The 18,166-nt window shown below is 70.9% G+C and carries 16 protein-coding genes, 1 tRNA gene and 2 pseudogenes; 12 read left to right on the top strand and 7 right to left on the bottom strand.

Annotation, left to right across the window (positions count from 1 at the left end):
- The first annotated feature begins 192 nt into the window (after window positions 1–192).
- The 3 genes from pheA (at window position 193) to WBG99_RS17830 (ending at window position 4,007) form a co-directional block, all read left to right on the top strand.
- Entirely contained in the window at window positions 193–1,128 is a 936-nt protein-coding gene (gene pheA, locus WBG99_RS17840; protein ID WP_338897253.1) for a prephenate dehydratase, read from the top strand.
- Between the two features lie 663 nt (window positions 1,129–1,791).
- A complete protein-coding gene (gene serS, locus WBG99_RS17835) occupies window positions 1,792–3,069 on the top strand; it encodes a serine--tRNA ligase (RefSeq protein WP_338897252.1) in 1,278 nt (425 codons plus the stop codon).
- A gap of 89 nt (window positions 3,070–3,158) precedes the next feature.
- Window positions 3,159–4,007 carry an HAD family hydrolase gene (locus WBG99_RS17830; protein WP_338900383.1) on the top strand — a complete coding sequence of 283 codons (849 nt, stop codon included), beginning with the start codon at window positions 3,159–3,161 and terminating at the stop codon, window positions 4,005–4,007.
- A 657-nt stretch (window positions 4,008–4,664) separates the two neighbouring features.
- Here the strand turns inward: WBG99_RS17830 and WBG99_RS17825 are convergent.
- The 6 genes from WBG99_RS17825 to WBG99_RS17800 all read right to left on the bottom strand — a co-directional run bounded on the left by WBG99_RS17825 (window position 4,665) and on the right by WBG99_RS17800 (window position 9,144).
- Window positions 4,665–4,748 (bottom strand) — tRNA-Ser (locus WBG99_RS17825).
- A 285-nt stretch (window positions 4,749–5,033) separates the two neighbouring features.
- Window positions 5,034–5,432 carry a hypothetical protein gene (locus WBG99_RS17820; protein WP_338900599.1) on the bottom strand — a complete coding sequence of 133 codons (399 nt, stop codon included), beginning with the start codon at window positions 5,430–5,432 and terminating at the stop codon, window positions 5,034–5,036.
- Between the two features lie 156 nt (window positions 5,433–5,588).
- The gene (locus WBG99_RS17815) at window positions 5,589–6,308 is read right to left on the bottom strand and encodes an ABC transporter permease (RefSeq protein WP_338897251.1); all 720 of its coding nucleotides are present in this window, start codon (window positions 6,306–6,308) and stop codon (window positions 5,589–5,591) included.
- Between the two features lie 10 nt (window positions 6,309–6,318).
- A complete protein-coding gene (locus WBG99_RS17810; protein WP_338897250.1) occupies window positions 6,319–7,230 on the bottom strand; it encodes an ABC transporter ATP-binding protein in 912 nt (303 codons plus the stop codon).
- Complete coding sequence (locus tag WBG99_RS17805) at window positions 7,227–8,165, bottom strand: ABC transporter permease subunit (RefSeq protein WP_338897249.1); 939 nt, start codon at window positions 8,163–8,165, stop codon at window positions 7,227–7,229. Before WBG99_RS17805 ends, WBG99_RS17810 begins: the two co-directional genes overlap by 4 nt.
- The gene (locus WBG99_RS17800) at window positions 8,155–9,144 is read right to left on the bottom strand and encodes an ABC transporter ATP-binding protein (protein WP_338900382.1); all 990 of its coding nucleotides are present in this window, start codon (window positions 9,142–9,144) and stop codon (window positions 8,155–8,157) included. Before WBG99_RS17800 ends, WBG99_RS17805 begins: the two co-directional genes overlap by 11 nt.
- Window positions 9,145–9,484: 340 nt before the next feature.
- Between WBG99_RS17800 and WBG99_RS17795 the strand changes: the two genes are divergently transcribed.
- From WBG99_RS17795 to WBG99_RS17755, 9 genes and pseudogenes are all read left to right on the top strand, one after another.
- Complete coding sequence (locus tag WBG99_RS17795) at window positions 9,485–10,333, top strand: M24 family metallopeptidase (protein ID WP_338897248.1); 849 nt, start codon at window positions 9,485–9,487, stop codon at window positions 10,331–10,333.
- Window positions 10,330–12,114 (top strand): SDR family oxidoreductase, encoded by a 1,785-nt coding sequence (locus tag WBG99_RS17790; protein ID WP_338897247.1) that lies wholly within the window; start codon window positions 10,330–10,332, stop codon window positions 12,112–12,114. Before WBG99_RS17795 ends, WBG99_RS17790 begins: the two co-directional genes overlap by 4 nt.
- Before the next feature lie 44 nt (window positions 12,115–12,158).
- Window positions 12,159–12,541 (top strand): annotated as a pseudogene (locus WBG99_RS17785) (metal-dependent hydrolase); the annotation flags it as partial.
- Between the two features lie 45 nt (window positions 12,542–12,586).
- Window positions 12,587–13,516, top strand: a complete 930-nt coding sequence (locus tag WBG99_RS17780; RefSeq protein WP_338897246.1) for a MerR family transcriptional regulator — start codon at window positions 12,587–12,589, stop codon at window positions 13,514–13,516.
- A 158-nt stretch (window positions 13,517–13,674) separates the two neighbouring features.
- Window positions 13,675–13,833: pseudogene (locus WBG99_RS17775) on the top strand (RNA 2'-phosphotransferase); the annotation flags it as partial.
- A gap of 95 nt (window positions 13,834–13,928) precedes the next feature.
- A complete protein-coding gene (locus WBG99_RS17770) occupies window positions 13,929–14,285 on the top strand; it encodes a hypothetical protein (RefSeq protein ID WP_338900597.1) in 357 nt (118 codons plus the stop codon).
- Between the two features lie 309 nt (window positions 14,286–14,594).
- Window positions 14,595–15,014, top strand: a complete 420-nt coding sequence (locus tag WBG99_RS17765) for a hypothetical protein (protein WP_338897245.1) — start codon at window positions 14,595–14,597, stop codon at window positions 15,012–15,014.
- Window positions 15,015–15,024: 10 nt separating this feature from the next.
- Window positions 15,025–15,918, top strand: coding sequence for an LLM class flavin-dependent oxidoreductase (locus tag WBG99_RS17760; protein WP_338897244.1), 894 nt, complete (start codon window positions 15,025–15,027; stop codon window positions 15,916–15,918).
- Window positions 15,919–16,033: 115 nt separating this feature from the next.
- Window positions 16,034–16,903, top strand: coding sequence for an HAD family hydrolase (locus WBG99_RS17755; RefSeq protein WP_338897243.1), 870 nt, complete (start codon window positions 16,034–16,036; stop codon window positions 16,901–16,903).
- A gap of 92 nt (window positions 16,904–16,995) precedes the next feature.
- On the opposite strand, the gene WBG99_RS17750 is transcribed toward WBG99_RS17755, so the two are convergent.
- A complete protein-coding gene (locus WBG99_RS17750) occupies window positions 16,996–18,060 on the bottom strand; it encodes a M23 family metallopeptidase (protein WP_338900381.1) in 1,065 nt (354 codons plus the stop codon).
- Window positions 18,061–18,166 lie beyond the last annotated feature (106 nt).

The raw sequence follows: 18,166 nt of genomic DNA, 5'->3' as shown, positions 1-18,166 counted from the left end.
GGGCACCCGTGCCGCTGGGGGGCGGCACGGGTGGGCGCACCCGGCGAGCGCCGGTGGGCCAAGCCCACCCGCCCGCCCAGCCGCCGGGTGCCGAGGAAGGCGTGAGGCGCCCCCACGGAGGCACGTCGCTCTCACGGGTGGTGCGGCGAAACACGTGCGCCGCACGCGCGCGCGGCCCATTAGGGTGAGCCCATGCCAGCCAGCTACGTGTACCTCGGCCCCGAGGGCACCTTCACCGAGGTCGCCCTACGCACGCTGCCGGAGTCCGCGACCCGCGAGCTCGTCCCGATGGTCTCCGTGCCCGCCGCCCTCGACGCCGTCCGCAACGGTGAGGCCGAGGCCGCGTTCGTCCCGATCGAGAACTCCGTGGAGGGCGGCATCACCACCACGCTCGACGAGCTGGTCGTCGGCGCCCCACTGATGATCTACCGCGAGGTGCTCCTCTCGATCACCTTCGCGCTGCTGGTCCGCCCCGGCACCAAGCTCTCCGAGATCAAGACGGTCACCGCGCACCCGGCCGCCCAGCCGCAGGTCCGCAATTGGATGAAGGCCAACCTCCCGCCCGACGTCGTCTGGGAATCCGCCGCCTCGAACGCCGACGGCGCCCGCCTCGTCCAGGAGGGTCGCTACGACGCCGCCTTCGCCGGCGAGTTCGCGGCCTCGCGGTACGGCCTGGAGGCACTGGAGACCGAGATCCACGACGCGGAGAACGCCCAGACCCGGTTCGTCCTGGTCGGCCGCCCCGCCCGCCCCGCCGCCCCGACCGGCGCCGACAAGACCTCCGTCGTCATCTGGCAGCGCGACGACCACCCCGGCGGACTGCGCGACCTGCTCGGCGAGTTCGCCGTCCGCGGCGTCAACCTCATGCTGCTGCAGTCCCGCCCGACCGGCGAGGGCATCGGCAACTACTGCTTCGCCATCGACGCCGAGGGCCACATCTCCGACCGCCGCGTGGCCGAGGCCCTGATGGGTCTGAAGCGGATCTGCCTCCAGGTGCGCTTCCTCGGTTCCTATCCGCGTGCCGACGCCGCCACCGCGAAGGTCCGGCCCACTCTGCCGGGAACGTCCGACACCGAGTTCGTGGCCGCGGCGGACTGGGTGGCACGCTGCCAGGACGGCCGCTTCTAAGCCGTCCCCAGGCCGTTGTCAGGCCCCTTCCAGCTCACTCCCAGCCCAGTTCCAGGTCACTCTCAGCCGCTTCCAGGCTGCTCGGCGGCATCGCCACCGGTCCTACCTGCCTATTTTCTTTATCCACAGAAGTTATCCACAGGTGGGCTTCTCGACCTGGGGACAAGTCGACAACACAACGCCACTCGGTCGACAAATCTCCTTCGAAGGCCCCGCCATGTCCACAACCCCGTAGGTCACCCTTCGTCCACGCGTTCCCTCTGGGTAACCCTTTGGAGCGGACCATTTCAACACGAATCCACCTGAAGCGGGCGTGAAGGTGGTTCGAGTCGGGAATCCTCAACTCTGCGCCCGTCTTCCCCAGCGATCTTCCCCGAAGTCCACAGATCTTTCGCACAGCCTGTGGATAACTTTGCGGCGCCGTGGACCTCTGTGGACTGTTGATCTCCAAGTCCCGTACGACACAAGGGAGTCGAGTCAACCAGGTGCCACATCCATGCCCCCTTTCAGGGGGACGGGTCCCCATTCATTGACTTTCACCGACGCTCGTTCCCGCCCACCATCGCCCGTCACCGTGATCAACATTCAGGGCAAGACGTCACAGAAGCGGCGCAGCGCGAATTCATGTCGTGGGCCGGAACCACGCACCGGTAGCCTTGTGGGGTGATTGACCTTCGCCTGCTCCGTGAGGACCCCGACCGTGCGCGCGCCTCCCAGCGCGCCCGTGGAGAGAACGTCACGCTCGTCGACGCCCTCCTGTCCGCCGACGAGCGGCGCAGGTCCTCCGGCGTCCGCTTCGACGAACTCCGCGCCGAGCAGAAGTCGCTCGGCAAGCTGATCCCCAAGTCCTCCCCCGCCGAGAAGGCCGAACTGCTCAAGCGCGCGGAACAGCTCAAGGCCGACGTCAAGGCCGCCGACGCCGAGCGCGACGCGGCCGACACCGAGACCCAGGAGCTCCTCCTCCAGCTCGGCAACCTCGTGCACCCGGACGTTCCCGTCGGCGGCGAGGAGGACTTCGTCACGCTGGAGACGCACGGCGAGATCCGTGACTTCACGGCGGAGGGCTTCGAGCCGAAGGACCATCTGGAGCTCGGCACGATCCTCGGCGCCATCGACACCGAGCGCGGCGCCAAGGTCTCCGGCTCGCGTTTCTACTTCCTGACGGGTGTCGGCGCCCTCCTCGAACTCGCCCTGGTCAACGCGGCGATGGCCCAGGCCACCGCGGCCGGCTTCACCCCGATGCTGACCCCGGCGCTGGTCCGCCCGCAGTCGATGGCCGGCACCGGCTTCCTCGGCCAGGCCTCCCAGGACGTCTACCACCTCGACAAGGACGACCTGTACCTGGTCGGCACCTCCGAGGTGGCCCTGGCGGCGTACCACATGGACGAGATCATCGACGCCGACCGCCTGCCCCTGCGGTACGCGGGCTTCTCCCCCTGTTTCCGCCGCGAAGCCGGTTCGCACGGCAAGGACACCCGGGGTATCTTCCGCGTCCACCAGTTCGACAAGGTCGAGATGTTCTCGTACGTCGCGCCGGAGGACTCGCAGGCCGAGCACCAACGCCTGCTGGACTGGGAAAAGCAGTGGCTGACGTCGCTCGAACTGCCGTTCAGGGTCATCGACGTCGCCTCCGCCGACCTCGGCTCCTCGGCCTCGCGCAAGTTCGACTGCGAGGCGTGGATCCCGACCCAGGGCAAGTACCGCGAGCTGACCTCGACCTCCGACTGCACGGAGTTCCAGTCGCGCCGCCTGCAGATCCGCGTCCGTGACGGCAAGCAGGTCAAGCCCCTCGCCACGCTCAACGGCACACTGTGCGCCGTCCCGCGCACGATCGTCGCGATCCTGGAGAACCACCAGCAGGCCGACGGCTCCGTCCGCGTCCCCGAGATCCTCCGCCCGTACCTGGGCGGCCGTGAGGTCCTGGAGCCGGTAGCCAAGTGAGTGAAGCGGCTGCCGCCGAGGGCCCCAGGAAACCAATGGGATCCAAGGAGTCCTCGCAGTCCACGGAACCCGTGCGGTCCGCGGGGCCCATGCGGTCCAAGGAGTCCTCGGGGCCCGCGGAACTCTCGGGCTTCCCGTACAAGCTGATCGCGACCGACCTCGACGGAACGCTCCTGCGCTCCGACCACTCGGTCTCCCGACGCACCCGTGAGGCGCTCGCCGCGGCCACCGCGGCGGGCGCCGCCCACATCGTCGTCACCGGCCGGGCCGTCCCCTGGACCCGCCACGTCCTCGACGACCTCGGCTACCGGGGACTGGCCGTCTGCGGCCAGGGCGCCCAGGTCTACGACGCCGGAGAGCACCGCCTGCTCACGGCCGTCACCCTGGACCGGCAGCTCGCAGCCGTGGCCCTCGCCAAAATCGAGGCGGAGGTCGGTGCGCTGTACCTGGCCGCCAGCCGCGCCGGCCTGGACGGCGAGGTACTGGTCGGCCCCGGCTACGCCCTGAACGGCCCCCTGCCGACCACCCCGTTCACGGACGTGTCCGACCTGTGGGCCGCCCCGCTGAACAAGCTGTACGTACAGCACCCCACCCTGACCTCCGACGAACTCGCCGAAGCCTCCCGTCAGGCCGCCGGCGGTTTCGTCACGGTCGCCATGGCCGGCGAGGGCATCGTCGAACTCCTCCCTCTCGGTCTCACCAAGGCCACCGGTCTCTCCCTCGCCGCCCGCCGCCTCGGTGCGAAGCGCACCGACACCATCGCCTTCGGCGACATGCCCAACGACATCCCCATGTTCACCTGGTCCACCCATGGCGTAGCCATGGCCAACGCCCATGCAGACCTCAAGGCGATCGCCGACGAAGTGACCTCCTCCAACGACGACGACGGCATCGCGAGGGTGCTGGAGCGATTGCTGAGCCGACCCGCGAACCAGTGAGCCACGCAGTACGGCAACACCACGGCCCCCTCCACTCGCCCCACTCACCGCCGGGCTGACCCCCTCCACGGCCCCGGCCGCCGCAGTCACTGCCGGGCCGGCGGTCGCGTCCCGCGTCGTGGTGTAGGGGATCAAGCGTTATACGTTCCGGTACGAGGCCTCTGACGATCTCCGCAGAGGCGGCAGCCCACGAGGCGTCCTGCTGAGGCGAGTTGAACCCCTGGTCCGACGGAGCCACCGTCCCTGACCTGCGGTTTCCGGCGCCCTGATCGGCTACGCCACCCGGCGGGACGCCATCGGGTCGGCCCAGTCACTGCTCCGCTCGCCACAGCCACCGCACTGCTCGGCCCTGGCACCGCCCGACCTGCCCCAGCCGGCCCCCCGCCCACACACACGACCACTGCCCGGCTAGCCCCTGCCGCTTCCCGCCGGCCCCAACCACCTGCACCGCTGGCCCCAACTGCGGGCAGTCGTGCCGCTGGGGCGGCCCGGGTGAGCGCGGGCGGCACCCTGCGAGCGCCGGTGAGCGAAACCCACCCCTCCCGGCATCAGCCGCCGAGCAACCAGGATGCGTCGGGGCTCATGCACAGCCCCAGTACCTCCCCGCACGCACCCTCGGGCCCAGAATCCGGCCAAGTCACAGCGACAGCGAAACGGCAGAGGATGCACGATTCGAACGTGCGCGGGCACAACCCGACCACGGCTCAGCAAGCCGGTGCCTTACCACTCGGCCAATCCTCCGGGTGGGCGGCCCACGCGAAGCGATTCGCGTGCTCGAAGCGGCCGCCCCGGGCAACTCCCCGCTGCGGGGGACGGACTCGACGGAGGGGTGACTACTCCGGAGTCCGTCGTCGGCTGCCCTGCCGGGAACTCGACGTACTGCGCCTGAAGGACAGCATCGTCGGGCTCCTCTCCCAGAACACGACACCGGCGCGACCCGGCGACCTGGACATCAACCACTGTGCCCGGAGGCCGAGCCGCCCGCCACCGAATATCCACCGCACCGGCCACCGCCGCACGGGTCGGTCACCGGCGGCGCCACCTGCGTCGTCGCGCCTTGCTGAAGAACCATCCGGCGGGCGGCTCGTCCGACCGCCAGGGCTGGGGGTCGGGTGCCTTCCGCCGCCAGCGCGCCGTGAGCATCCGGGCCCGCGCCGACGGCTCGGCCGTCTCGGCGGACCGTATGAAGTCCTCGTCCAGGACGACCTCGTCCCAGACATCCTCAGCCCCGCTCCCGACACCGGTCTCGGGCCCGGCTCCCGGCCCCGGAAAGGATCCGGAGCCGCCCGTGGCGCTCGGCCCACCTCCGGCGCCCGGTCCGGCTCCGGCCCCGGCACCCGCCCCGGGCCCCGTTCCGGCCCCTGCCGTGCCGTCGGTCACCGCACCCTGCGTCTCGCCGCCGTCGGGCGACACGTTCGCTGCCATTCCCGTCCCTCCTGCCTCCTGGCCGCCCCTCCTGGCCGCGTACATTCCGTTCGCCCCGTCGTTTCGCCTCGCCCAGTGTGCCCGGACCCCCGTGAAGCCCCTGTCAAGGTCAAGAGGGCGGTGGTCCTCCGGGGCCGAGCGCCCCGGAGGGTTCCGTCACTCCTCGCCGGCCAGCTTCAGCGTCCGCAGCTTCTGCCCCGCGTACCACGTCGTGCCCGCCGTGACAGCCGTCAGCAGAACCACCGCGGTGGGCAACCCCACGTCGGAGGTCACAAGGCCCCCGTCCGTGACCTTCTGGGCCACGGCGAGTGCCCACTGCTGGACGCTGAGCGTGCGCGCGCCCTCCACCAGGGACCCGAAGAGCGTCTCCCAGACAAGCGCGTACACGAGCCCGAAGACGACCGCGTGCCGGGTGACCGTCCCGAGGAGCAGGAACATCGCCGCGTACGCGATCGAGGCGACCAGCGCCGCCACCGTGTAGGCGACCGCGATCTGCTGTCCGTTGCCGTTCAGGATCAGGCCCGCGATCAGTGTCGGTATGGCGGAGAACGCCATCGTGACCGCGATCGCCACGATCAGCTTCGTGCAGATGATCGTCGGTCGCTTGATCGGCTTGGCCAGCAGATACACCACCGAGCCGTCGTCGATCTCCGGCCCGATCGCGCCCGTTCCCGCGATGACGCCGATGATCGGCACCATCGTGGCGAGCGCGAACCCGCCGAGAAGGTCCGCGGCCACCTGGTCGTCGGCGCCGCTCAGGACGCGCACGGCCACGGAGAGCACGATCAGCAGAGCGGGCAGCGCGCTGAGGATGAGGGCCCTGCGGCGGCCGAGCAGGGCCCGGTAGGTGAGCCGGGCGACTGTGGGGTCATACATCTTCGGCCTCCTACGCCGCGACGAGATACGAGAAGACGGACTCGAGGGACTCGTCCGACGGCGAGACCGTGAGCAGACGGACGCCGTGGTCCCGGGCCACCCTCGGCAACAGGGCCGTGAAGCGGCCGAAGTCGACGGCCTGGACGCGCAACGCGCCCTCGGCCAGATCCACTTCGATCCCGGCGGTCGACGGGTCGGCGATCAGCGCGGCGGCCAGGGCCCGGTCGTCGCTGGAGCGCACCAGGTAGCGGTGCGGGCGGTCGGTCATCAGGCGGCGGATGCGCCGGAAGTCACCGCTCGCCGCATGCCGTCCGGCGACGATCACCTCGATGTGGGCGGCCAACTGCTCGACCTCTTCGAGGATGTGGGAGGAGAACAGCACCGTGCGGCCCTCGTCGCCCATGCGCCGCAGCAGGTCCATGAGCTGCATGCGCTGGCGCGGGTCCATGCCGTTGAACGGTTCGTCCAGCAGGAGCAGGGACGGTTCGTGGACCAGCGCGGACGCCATCTTCACGCGCTGGCGCATGCCCTTGGAGTACGTCGAGATCTGGCGGTCCTGCGCGTACTCCATCTCCACCGTGGCGAGCGCCCGCTGGGCGGCCTTCGCCCCGAGGCCGTGCAACTCGGCGTTGGCGACGACGAATTCGCGGCCCGTGAGGAAGTCGTACATCGCCTCGCGTTCGGGGACGATGCCGATGTGCTTGTAGATCTGTTCGTTGCGCCACACCGGTTTGCCGTCGAGGGTGACGGAGCCGGTGGAGGGAGCGAGGAAGCCGCCCATCATGTTGATGAGGGTGGACTTGCCGGCGCCGTTCGGGCCGAGCAGGCCGGTGACACCGGGGCCGATCGTCATCGTGACGTCGTTGACCGCCACCACGTTGCCGAACCAACGCGAGACGTGGTCGATGTTGAGGGTGGTCACAGCCCGACCTTTCGGTAGCGGCGCATCAGCAGGCCGTAGCAGCCGGCGATGAGACCCAGGACGACGAGGAGGTAGACGACTCCCTGCCCGCTGGAGGGCCCGTGCCCGCCGGGGAAGGCGGAGGTGGCGCCCAGGAAGGCGGTCTGCACACCGTCTATCAGCGTGATGGGCGAGAAGAGGCCGAGCCAGGGCACCGCGCCGGAGCTGGACTGCACGTCGGCGATGGCCTGGACGACGGACACGGCTCCGTAGGAGATCGTCAGGACGGCGATGACGGCCGCGATACCGAAGCCGCGGCGCGGGGTGACCGCAGAGATCACCAGGCCGATGCCGGCGAAGAGGAGCGACAGCAGTGCCACGGACACCAGTCCCTGCGCGAGTCCCTCGGTCTGGTCCGTGAAGTCGAGCTCGGCCAACAGCGCGCCCGCATAGAGCACGAGCAGGGGCACCGCGGTGAGGATGAAGAGCGCCGAGGTCAGCGCCGCGAACTTCGCGCGGACGTAGTCGGCGGTCTCGATCGGGCGCGAGAAGTACAGCGGAACGGTCTTGAAGCGCAGGTCGCGCGAGACGGACTGCGGTGCCTGGGAGGCGACGTACAGACCGATGACGGCCTGCATGATGACCGCGTAGTCGGTGTACTTGATGGGCAGGTCGTTGGCCTGGGTGGCGACCGAGACCGCCACCATGATGGCCGCCGGTACGCACATCACCGCGAAGAGCAGCATGGGCAGTACCTTGGACTTGGCCGAGCGGCCCAGTCCGTACGCGCCGCGCAGGGACTGCGAGTACAGCGCGCGGCGGGCGTAGGCGCGGCCCAGGCGGGGGCCGTCGTAGGAGCGGTATCCGATGTTGTGGATGCGACTCTGTTCGCCCGCGCGCGCGGGCTGCCCACCGGCGAGGGCCGATGCCTGCGCACCGGGCTGCTCAACCGCCATGGCCGACCGCCTCCTTCCCTGCGTCCTGGGGGCTCCGGGTGTCCGTCTGCTCGTCGTTGTCCTTGAAGACCTCGGCGATGTGGTGCCTGCGCTGCTCCATGCGGACCAGGCCGAGACCGAGGTCGGCGACCACGTCGCGGACCAGGTCGTAGGTCTCCTCGCCCTGGGCGGTGAGCAGCAGGATGTGCCCTGCGCCCGGGAGACCGCTGCCGTCGGAGACGGTCACCCCGTGCGCGTGGAGCGCCTCGCGCAGCGCGCCGGTGCCGTCGGGGTGTTCGTCGGTGTCGGTGACCTCGATCGCGAGGATCGCCGTGCTCTGGGTGAAGTCGCCGGTCGAGCTGGACCGCAGGAGCTTGCCGCCGTCGACCACGACGACATGGTCGCAGGTGCGCTCCAACTCGCCGAGCAGGTGGGAGGTGACCAGGACCGAGATACCGAAGTCGGTGTGGATGCGGCGGATCAGGCCGAGCATCTCGTCCCGCCCGACCGGGTCCAGGCCGTTGGTCGGCTCGTCCAGGAAGACCAGCTGCGGGTCGTGCACCAGGGCCTGGGCGAGCTTCACCCGTTGCTTCATGCCCGTGGAGTAGCCGCCGATGGGGCGGTACCGCTCCTCGTACAGGCCAACGTGGCGCAGGGTGTCCGCGGTGCGTTCGCGCGCGGCGGTCGGCGGGAGGCCGGACATGCGGGCCATGTGCACGACGAACTCGGTGGCCGAGACGTCGGGCGGCAGGCAGTCGTGCTCCGGCATGTACCCCACGCGCTCGCGGATGGCGCCGCCCTCGGTGGCGACGTCGAGGCCGAGCACCGCGGCACGGCCCTCCGATGCGGGGGACAGACCCAGCAGGATCTTGATCAGGGTGGACTTGCCGGCGCCATTGGCACCGACGAGTCCCGTCACACCGGGTCCGATGTCCATGGAGAGCCGGTCAAGAGCGGTCACCCTCGGGAACCGCTTGCTCAGGCTTTCGGTCGCGATCACAGTCACGACTTAGACATTAGGGGCGCGGGCCGCCGTGGTCGTCACCCCGCAGAGCTGTCTCCGTCTCACTCTCGAGTCGTACGGGCCCGTAGGGGGCGTCAGCCGCTGGTCCCCCTAGGGGGTCGCCCTGAGGTCGAACAGCCGACGGGCCCGAGCCGCACGTCAACGGCCGCCGTGAGAGAGAACGGCCTGCGCCGCAGTTTCGTGCCCGTCTCCGTGTCCGCCGGTTTTCCACAGCCCGCGTACACCACTCTTGACGCAGCCGCCCATCACTGTCACATTCACCAATGTCACATCATGAACACGGACCGTAGTCGATGAAGACAGGTGGGGCAGTGACATGACCTCGGCACTGACAGGCGGCCTCACCGCGGACCTGCGGGGTTTCAGGCAGGTGCAGGCCCTCGCGTACGAGTGCGCGGAAGCGGTCGCGGCCCAGCTGAAGCCTGGCGTGACCGAGCGCGAGGCGGCGCGGATGCAGCGCCACTGGCTGCGCGAGCGCGGCGTGCGGGACTGGTTCCACCTGCCCTTCGCCTGGTTCGGCGACCGCACGGCGTTCGTGAACTTCCGCATACCGCTGCAGTTCTTCCCCACCGACCGCCGCCTCGAAGCGGGCATGCCGTTCATCCTCGACATGGCCCCCCTGTACAAGGGCTGCACGGCGGACATCGGCTACTCGGGCTGTCTCGGGCCGAGCCCTCTGCACGAGAAGCTGATGGCGGACCTCCGGGCGCACCGCGAGCTGATCCTGCGCGAGGTACGCGAACGCCGCTCGCTGCGCGAGATCTACGAGGACGTGGACCGGCTCATGGTCCGCCAGGGGTACGCCAACCGACATCGCGCATATCCCTTCGGTGTCATCGCGCACAAGGTGGGCCGGGTGAAGGAGCGCCGGTGGTCACCGCATGTGTTCGGGTTCGGCACCCAGTCGCTGAAGGGCCTGGCGGCCGACGCGCTGCGCGGGCACCGCGACGGCTGGTCACCGCTGTGGTCGCCGTACCGGTTCTCCGACCACCCGCCGCAGCCGGGGCTGTGGGCGGTGGAGCCCCACCTCGGTTTCCGGGGCACGGGCGCGAAGTTCGAGGAAATCCTGGTTGTCACCGATTCCAAGGACCCCGAGGAGAGCGCGTTCTGGCTGGACGACGACCTGCCGCACGTCCGGCGGTGGGCGGAGGACACGTGCCGATGAGCCAAGGGGGAGACATGACGGGTGCGGTGGCGCTCGAAGACGCGCGGGAGCGCCGGGTGCGGGCGGACGGGGTCGAGTTGTGCGTCGCCGAGCTGGGTGACCCCGCGCAGCCGACCGTGTTGCTCGTGCACGGCTATCCCGATTCCAAGGAGGTCTGGTCCGAGGTCGCCGTACGGCTCGCGGAGCGCTTCCACGTGGTGCTGTACGACGTGCGCGGCCACGGCGGGTCGACGGCGCCGAAGCCGTTGCGCGGCGGATTCACGCTGGAGAAGCTGACGGACGACTTCCTGGCCGTCGTGGACGCGGTCAGCCCCGACCGGCCTGTGCATCTGGTGGGGCACGACTGGGGTTCGGTGCAGGGCTGGGAGTTCGTGACGGTCGAACGCACCGAGGGGCGCATCGCGTCGTTCACCTCGATGTCCGGACCCTCCCTCGACCACATGGGGCACTGGATCAAGCGGCGGGTGAAGCGCCCGACCCCGCGCCGGATCGGCCAGCTCCTCGGCCAGGGCGCCAAGGCCTGGTACGTCTACCTGCTGCACACACCCCTGCTGCCCGAGCTCGCCTGGCGCGGCCCTCTCGGCAAGCGGTGGCCCGGCATCGTCCGGCGCGCCGAGAAGCTGCCCCGGGGCGACTACCCCGGCCCGACGCTGCCCACGGACGCCGCCCACGGCGCCTGGCTGTACCGGGACAACATGCGAGCCCGACTGGCCCGCCCCCGGGACGACGCGTACGCGCACGCGCCCGTGCAGCTCATCACGCCCCTGGCAGACCAGTTCCTCTCCGAGCAGCTCCATGACGACCTGGAGTCGTGGGCTCCGCAGCTGACCCGCCGCACCCTGCCCGCCAGGCACTGGATCCCGCGCACGCGGCCCGACCGACTGGCGGGCTGGATCACCGAGTTCGTCACGGCCACCGAGGGCGGACGGCCCGCACCGGTTGCCACCGGCAAGCACACGGACCGGTTCGGCGGGCAGTTGGTGCTGGTCACCGGCGCGGCCGGCGGCATCGGCCGCGCCACCGCCTTCGCGTTCGCGGAGGCCGGCGCGCACGTGATCGCCGTGGACCGGGACGCCGAAGGAGCGGCCCGCACCGCGGAGTTGTCCCGCCTGATCGGCTCACCCGAGGCCTGGGCCGAAGTGGTTGACGTCTCGGACGAGCAGGCCATGGAGAAGCTCGCCGAGAAGGTCGCCACCGAGTACGGCGTGGTCGACGTGCTGGTGAACAACGCCGGGATCGGACTCTCGGGGTCCTTCCTCGACACCACCCCCGAGGAATGGCGGAAGGTCCTCGACGTCAATCTGTGGGGCGTGATCCACGGCTGCCGGCTCTTCGGGAGGCAGATGGCGGAGCGCGGGCAGGGCGGCCACATCGTCAACACGGCTTCGCTGGCGGCCTTTCTGCCGTCCAGGTCGCTGCCCGCGTACAGCACCTCCAAGGCGGCCGTCCTGATGCTCAGCGAGTGCCTGCGCGCCGAGCTGGCCGGGCAGGGCATCGGAGTGTCGGCGATCTGCCCCGGCATCGTGAACACGGGCATCACCTCGACCGCGCGCTTCGCCGGCGTCGACGCCGAGGAGGAGAGGCGCCTGCAGCGGAAGACCGCGCGGCTCTACGGGCTGCGCAACTACCCGCCGGAGAAGGTGGCCGACGCGGTCCTGCGTGCGGTCGTCCGTAACCAGGCCGTCGTTCCCGTCACCCCGGAGGCCCACGGCGGTCGCCTCATCTCCCGGATCGCCCCGAGAGCGCTGCGTGCGCTCGCCCGACTGGAGCCGCCGTTGTGAGCCCCCAGGACGAGCAGGTCGACAGTGGGCACACGATCGCCCCGCGCCGGGTCTCCTTCGACATGTTCCGGCACTGCGGCGGCCGGCACCGGCCCCGCTACGCCCGCCGGGTCGTGGGCATGGCGGTCACGGCGCGGTGAAGCTTTCCATGTGGGCGTGGGGCGCCACTTACCTCGTACGCCACGACCCCAATCTCGCCGGACGCCCGCGTTACTCACTCGCCGCGCACAACAGGACCGTAACCAAGGGCCTGTTGCCCACGTGGAAGGAGCTCGGTGCGGCCGTCCCCCGTTATCTGCGCCGTTCCTACCACCCGTCGAGGGAGGCTTCCCCGCGCAGGGCGGTCGAGTATCCGGCGAAGTCGTCAGCGGCCCACTCGGTGGCGGGCGCGAGCGCGCGGGCGGGCGGGCGGGCGGCGTCGGCGTAGCCGCCGACGGACGGCACCGGGCGGCAGAAGGAGACACGAGGAACCGTGAACGACGAAACGGCCGGGGCCGCGTACCGCATCGAGGATCTGGCGCACCGCAGCGGTACCACGGTCCGGACGATCCGCGCCTACCAGGACCGCGGCCTGCTGCCCCGCCCCGAGCGGCGCGGCCGGGCCAACGTGTACGCGGACGCGCATCTGACCCGCCTGCGCCAGATCGCCGAGCTCCTCGACCGGGGCTACACCCTGGCCTCCATCAAGGAACTCCTGGAGGCCTGGGACACGGGCCGGGGCCTCGGCGGGGTGCTCGGCCTGGTCGCGGAGGTCGACGGGCCGTGGACCGCCGAGAAGGCCGTACGGATCTCGCGGGCCGAGCTGATCGAGCGGTTCGGAGGCGCCCCGGACGATGCGGCGGTGGCCGACGCGGTCGAGCTGGGCGTACTGGAGCCGGTGCCCGGCGAGGAGAACCGCTTCCTCGTGCCGAGCCCCCAGGAGCTGGCGGTGGCGGCCGAGTTGCACGAGGCGGGGGTCCCGCTGTCGGCGACCGCGGGCCATCTGAGGGAGTTGAGGGGGCAGGTCGAGCACATCGCCACCCGTTTCCTGGACTTCGCCACCGAGCATGTGTTCGCTCACTATCTCGGACAGCACCAGCCACCGACCGAGTCCGACGCGGTCGAGGCGGCGTCGCTCGCACGACGGCTGAGGCCGCTCGCCCAGCAGACCGTCGATGCCGAACTCGCCCGCGCGATGCGTCTGTTCGCCACCGGACAGCTGCGTCGGCACCTCGACTCGGACGCTGCCGCCGAGCCTGCGGACGAGGTGTGTTCCGTACGGATAGCCGCCTCCACCATGCGAGCCGTGGAGCAGTTGGTCGGCCCGGAGCAGGCCTCGGCGTTCATCACGGCGGCGGCCGAACGGGAGGTACAGTCACGCACCCTGGACGCGATGACCGCAAATGGCATGAAAGCACCATAATGGAGCAATCGCCCCAAACGGGCTGGATGGTTATCCACAGAATCCCCTCTTCTCCTGTGGATAAGTGCACTTGGCTGTGGATCAAACATCCGGATCACGATCAAGTCCGTGACCCGGGTCTCGCCGGGAACGCTGGTGCGGGATGGACGAACGACGCCGTGAGGGTGTCGAAGTACCTCTCGAAACACCTGCGACACCAGCCGGAGCGGATCGGGCTCACACTCGACGAGCGCGGCTTGGCCGGGATCGACACGTTCATCGAGGCGGCCACCGCCCATGGCTTCCCCTTCACCAGGGCGAAGCTCGACCACGTGGTCTGCGGGCCCGCCGCACGGCAGCGCGGGAGACCGCGAGCCCACCGGCCCCGACCGGCGCCCCGGCCGCCGCCACGTACGCCCGCTGGGCGGAGCACATGCACAAGCTGCCCGAAACCCCTGAACCAGCCGCCCACACCGCGTCGCTCCCCGTCACCCCGCCTCCCGGCAGCCGCCCGGCCACCACGGGCCTGGAGCGCCTCACGACCAACGCCGCCACGCGCGCTGCGCGGATCCTCGCAGGCGACACCACCGGCCTGCGCCTGACCCGGCACCAGAACGCGGTAAGGATCGCCGCGAGCGGCCCCGGACCGGAGTGCTGCTTCCACCGCCTCATCGAGAACACCGGCGCCGAACCCACCGCATTCGCCCGCCTCACCCGCGCCTGGCGCCACGGCGGCCCCACCGGCCTCGCCGTCGCCGAGCACCCCCACACCCCGGCCCGGCGACGATGAAGGCCGCCCGCACCGCCCTGACCACAGCGCTCGCCGAGATGACCACCGCCCCTGCCCCCTCCGGGCCTGGCGCAACCGTCCCACCCTCACCGACCACGACATCCAGCTCCGCCTGGGCCCCGACACCCGCTGGTACCCCTGCCTCCAGGAGGACGACGGCGCATGGCGGCCCGCCGCACCGGCCGACACCGACCCGGTCGCCGCGCTCACGACGGTCTGGCAGCGGAGCGGGACGTGACGACAGCGCTGTGAACTTGGCGCCGGCCGTCACCGGATACGGTGAGGAGCCATCGAGCGGGGGAGGTTCGGATGCGACAGGGCGCCGCCGAGTATGCGGCAGCACTGGACGAGACGATGGAGATCCTTCGGCGTCGGGCGCGGGAAGGCCGCACCGACGGCTGGTACAAGTCCCTCGGCGAAGAGCTGAGGGCGAAGGGGCACAACGTCCACTACCGCGGCCCGATCATCAGCCACCTGCTCGGTGACGCCTGCCGCCGTGACAGCGAGGGGACCGAGCCCATGCTCTCCGCCATCGTGGTCCTCAAGGCGACCGGCCGGCCCGCAGGCCAGTTCTTCGAGCCGACGAACGGGGCCCCTTTCACCGAACGGCCGCGGACTGGACCTGGCCGCAGGAGCGCGCCCGCGTCTTCGCGCGCTACCGCGAGGGCTGAAGGCAGCCCGAGCCGGGGACGTCCGGCGCTGTCGTTGCTCGCAGTCACCGGAGCATAGGGTCGTAGGCATGCGACTGAGCACCGTGATCCTTCCCATCCACAGGTGGGGCGAGGGACAGAAGGTCTGGCAGCGCGCCGAAGACCTCGGATTTCACACCGCCTACACCTACGACCACCTCTCCTGGCGCACCTTCCGGGACGGGCCGTGGTTCGGGGCGGTACCCACGTTGACCGCAGCAGCGACAGCTACGCGGAGTCTGCGACTGGGTACTCTCGTGACCTCGCCGAACTTCCGGCACCCGGTGACCCTCGCCAAGGAGCTGATCTCCCTCGACGACATCTCCGGCGGCCGGATCACCCTCGGCATCGGCGGGGGTGGCACCGGCTTCGACGCCACCGCGCTGGGCCAGGAGCCGTGGACCCCGCGCGAGCGCGCCGACCGGTTCGCCGAGTTCGTCGCCCTGCTCGACCGGCTGCTCACCGAGGACTCCGTCTCGTACACGGGCGACCACTACTCGGCCCACGAGGCGCGCAACATCCCCGGCTGCCTACAGCGGCCTCGGCTGCCCTTCGCGGTGGCCGCCACCGGGCCGCGCGGGATGCGGCTCGCCGCACGGTACGGGCAGGCGTGGGTGACCACCGGGGACCCCAAACTGTCCGAGACGGGCACACCCGAGCAGTCGGTTCAAGCCATTCGCGGGCAGGTCGAGAGGCTGGCCGACACGGCCGCCGCGCTCGGCCGGGACGCGGCCCGGATGGACAAGATGCTGCTCACCGGATTCACCCCGGACCGCGGCCGGCCGCTGGAGTCGCTGGACGCGTTCGTGGACTTCGCGGGCCGCCACGCCGAGCTGGGCTTCACCGACATCGTGATCCACTGGCCGATCCCTGACTCGGACTTCGCCGCGGACCAGAAGGTCTTCGAGCGGATCGCCATGGAGGCGCCGACGCAGCTGGAGTGAGAGCGCCCCGGAACACGGGCGGCGATGTCGCAGGCGAGGACGGGCAGGGTCGGTAATCACTCACCTGCGCAGGTACCCGCACGACCGTGCGCGCATATGCGCGACAATGGGATCCGTGACCTCAGCGACGCGACAGCCCGAGACCCCGGCCCCGACCGCCCCGCCCCGGCTGATAGCCACGGATCTCGACGGCACCCTGCTGCGCGACGACAAATCGGTCTCCCCCCGTACCGTCGCAGCCCTCGCGGCGGCCGAAGAGGCCGGCATCGAGGTCTTCTTCGTGACCGGCCGCCCGGCCCGCTGGATGGACGTCGTCAGCGAACACGTCCACGGCCACGGCCTCGCGATCTGTGGAAACGGCGCCGCCGTGGTCGACCTGCACGGCCGTCCGGGAACCCACCGCTTCGTCAAGATCCGCGAGCTGGCGCGGGAGAACGCGCTGGACGCCGTACAGCTGCTGCGCGAGGCCGCCCCCGGCACGGTGTACGCGGTCGAGCAGACCTTCGGCTTCAACCAGGAGCCCGAGTACCCCAAGCTGCACATGGAGATCCCCGACACCCTCGCGCCCGCCGAGAAACTGCTGGCTCCGGGCGGTGTCGCCGACGACGAGCCGGTGCTGAAGATCCTCGCGTACCACCCGACGATCGACCCCGACGCCTTTCTCGCCACCGCCCGCATCGCCGTCGGCGACCGCGCCACCATCACCCGCTCCAGCCCCAGCGCCCTGCTGGAGATGAGCGGCCCGGGCGTCTCCAAGGCCAGCACCCTCGCCCTGTGCTGCGCCGAGCGCGGCATCTCCCACGAGGAGGTCGTCGCCTTCGGCGACATGCCGAACGACGTCGAGATGCTGACCTGGGCGGGCCAGTCGTACGCCATGGGCAACGCGCACCCGGACGTCCTCGCGGCGGCCTCCGGCCGGACCGTCGCCAACAACGAGGACGGGGTGGCGATCGTGATCGAGCGACTGCTGACGGAACGGCTCTAGTGCCGCCACAGGCGACGTTCGCCCCGTCGCGGCACCAGCCGCGACCGCCGTACGACCGAGACCGCGACCCCACCCTGCGCCTGGGTCCCGCGCTACAACTCCACCCCGTGCTGCAGCAGCCACGGCACGGGGTCCACGCCCGACCCCATCTCCGGTGTGACGCGCACCTCGAAGTGCAGGTGCGGCCCGGTGGAGTTGCCGGTCGTGCCCGACTGGCCGATCCACTGGCCCGGGGCCACCCGTTCGCCCTGGTCGACGGTGACGGCGGCGAGGTGCGCGTACTGCGTGTAGTAGCCGTCCGCGTGGTGGACGACGATCTCCATGCCGAACGCGCCCCCGCACGACACCTTCACCACACGGCCCTCCCCGACCGCCCGCACCGGCGTGCCGATCGGCACCGCGAAGTCCTGCCCGGTGTGGCGGCGCGCCCAGCGCTCACCGCCGCTGCCGTAGCCCGCGGAGAGCTCGTACGTCTCCACCGGTGCCACCCACGCGCTCGTGGAGCGGCTGTCCGGCTGGTCCAGCCGGACAGCTCCCCGGCAGGCACCGGCCGCGACCGCCGCGTCGGCCTGCCCCTGGAGCGTCCACTGCGCCTCTTCGAGCTTCTTCTGGATCGCCTGCTTGATCCCGGAGAGTTCGGTGTTCCGCTGTTCCAGCGCCTGCCACGCCGTCGCGGCCTTCGCCTCGTCCGCAGCGAGCCTCGCCTCCGCTCGGCGGCTCTTGGTCACGGCGTTGTTGACCGCCAGATCGGCCTGCCAGGCAGCCCGCCGGCCCCGCATCAGCTCCCCGGGGTCCTCCGCGAGGAGCATCTGCGCGGTGTACGGCACCCCGCCGCCCTCGCGGTACTGGGCGCGGGCGATCCGGCCGAGGTCGGCGTTCAGCACCGCGATCTGCTTCCGTTCCCGCGCGAGCAGCGTCTCCAGCCGCTCCGCCTCGGCCTTCTGCGTCTCCGCGGCCCGCCGCCCCGCCTCGTACTGCTGCGTCGCCACCGCCGCTTCCTCGAACAGCCGCGCCACCTGGGCGCTGGCCCCGGCGACACCGGGCGCCCCCGGCACCCCACCGCCGTCGCTTCCGGCCGCCGTGGGCCGCGCCACGAGAACCGCCGCGGCACACAGCAGGACGACGACGAACAGCGGGTGTCGGCGGAAGAAGCGCATATCAGCGATCGTGGCGCGCATCGGCGCCACGGTCCTGTCCGGTCGTACGGCCGGGGGACAGGGATGCCCCGGACGGGCCAAGGGGCTGGGCCGAACAGGGGCCCGA

It is taken from the genome of Streptomyces sp. TG1A-60 (assembly GCF_037201975.1).
In the GTDB taxonomy this organism is placed as follows: Bacteria; Actinomycetota; Actinomycetes; order Streptomycetales; family Streptomycetaceae; genus Streptomyces.
The sequence above is the reverse complement of the archived record's forward strand: the minus strand, read 5'-3'. Positions and strand labels throughout refer to the sequence as shown.

Bases quoted from the DNA above. Each gene is read 5' to 3' on its own strand.
- WBG99_RS17790 (WP_338897247.1), top strand. From the start codon at position 10,330: ATGAGCCAAGGGGGAGACATGACGGGTGCGGTGGCGCTCGAAGACGCG.
- WBG99_RS17830 (WP_338900383.1), top strand. From the start codon at position 3,159: ATGCGGTCCAAGGAGTCCTCGGGGCCCGCGGAACTCTCGGGCTTCCCG.
- WBG99_RS17770 (WP_338900597.1), top strand. From the start codon at position 13,929: ATGCACAAGCTGCCCGAAACCCCTGAACCAGCCGCCCACACCGCGTCG.
- WBG99_RS17795 (WP_338897248.1), top strand. From the start codon at position 9,485: ATGACCTCGGCACTGACAGGCGGCCTCACCGCGGACCTGCGGGGTTTC.
- WBG99_RS17760 (WP_338897244.1), top strand. From the start codon at position 15,025: ATGCGACTGAGCACCGTGATCCTTCCCATCCACAGGTGGGGCGAGGGA.
- WBG99_RS17820 (WP_338900599.1), bottom strand. From the start codon at position 5,432: ATGGCAGCGAACGTGTCGCCCGACGGCGGCGAGACGCAGGGTGCGGTG.
- pheA (WP_338897253.1), top strand. From the start codon at position 193: ATGCCAGCCAGCTACGTGTACCTCGGCCCCGAGGGCACCTTCACCGAG.
- WBG99_RS17750 (WP_338900381.1), bottom strand. From the start codon at position 18,060: ATGCGCTTCTTCCGCCGACACCCGCTGTTCGTCGTCGTCCTGCTGTGT.
- WBG99_RS17765 (WP_338897245.1), top strand. From the start codon at position 14,595: ATGCGACAGGGCGCCGCCGAGTATGCGGCAGCACTGGACGAGACGATG.
- WBG99_RS17815 (WP_338897251.1), bottom strand. From the start codon at position 6,308: ATGTATGACCCCACAGTCGCCCGGCTCACCTACCGGGCCCTGCTCGGC.
- WBG99_RS17805 (WP_338897249.1), bottom strand. From the start codon at position 8,165: ATGGCGGTTGAGCAGCCCGGTGCGCAGGCATCGGCCCTCGCCGGTGGG.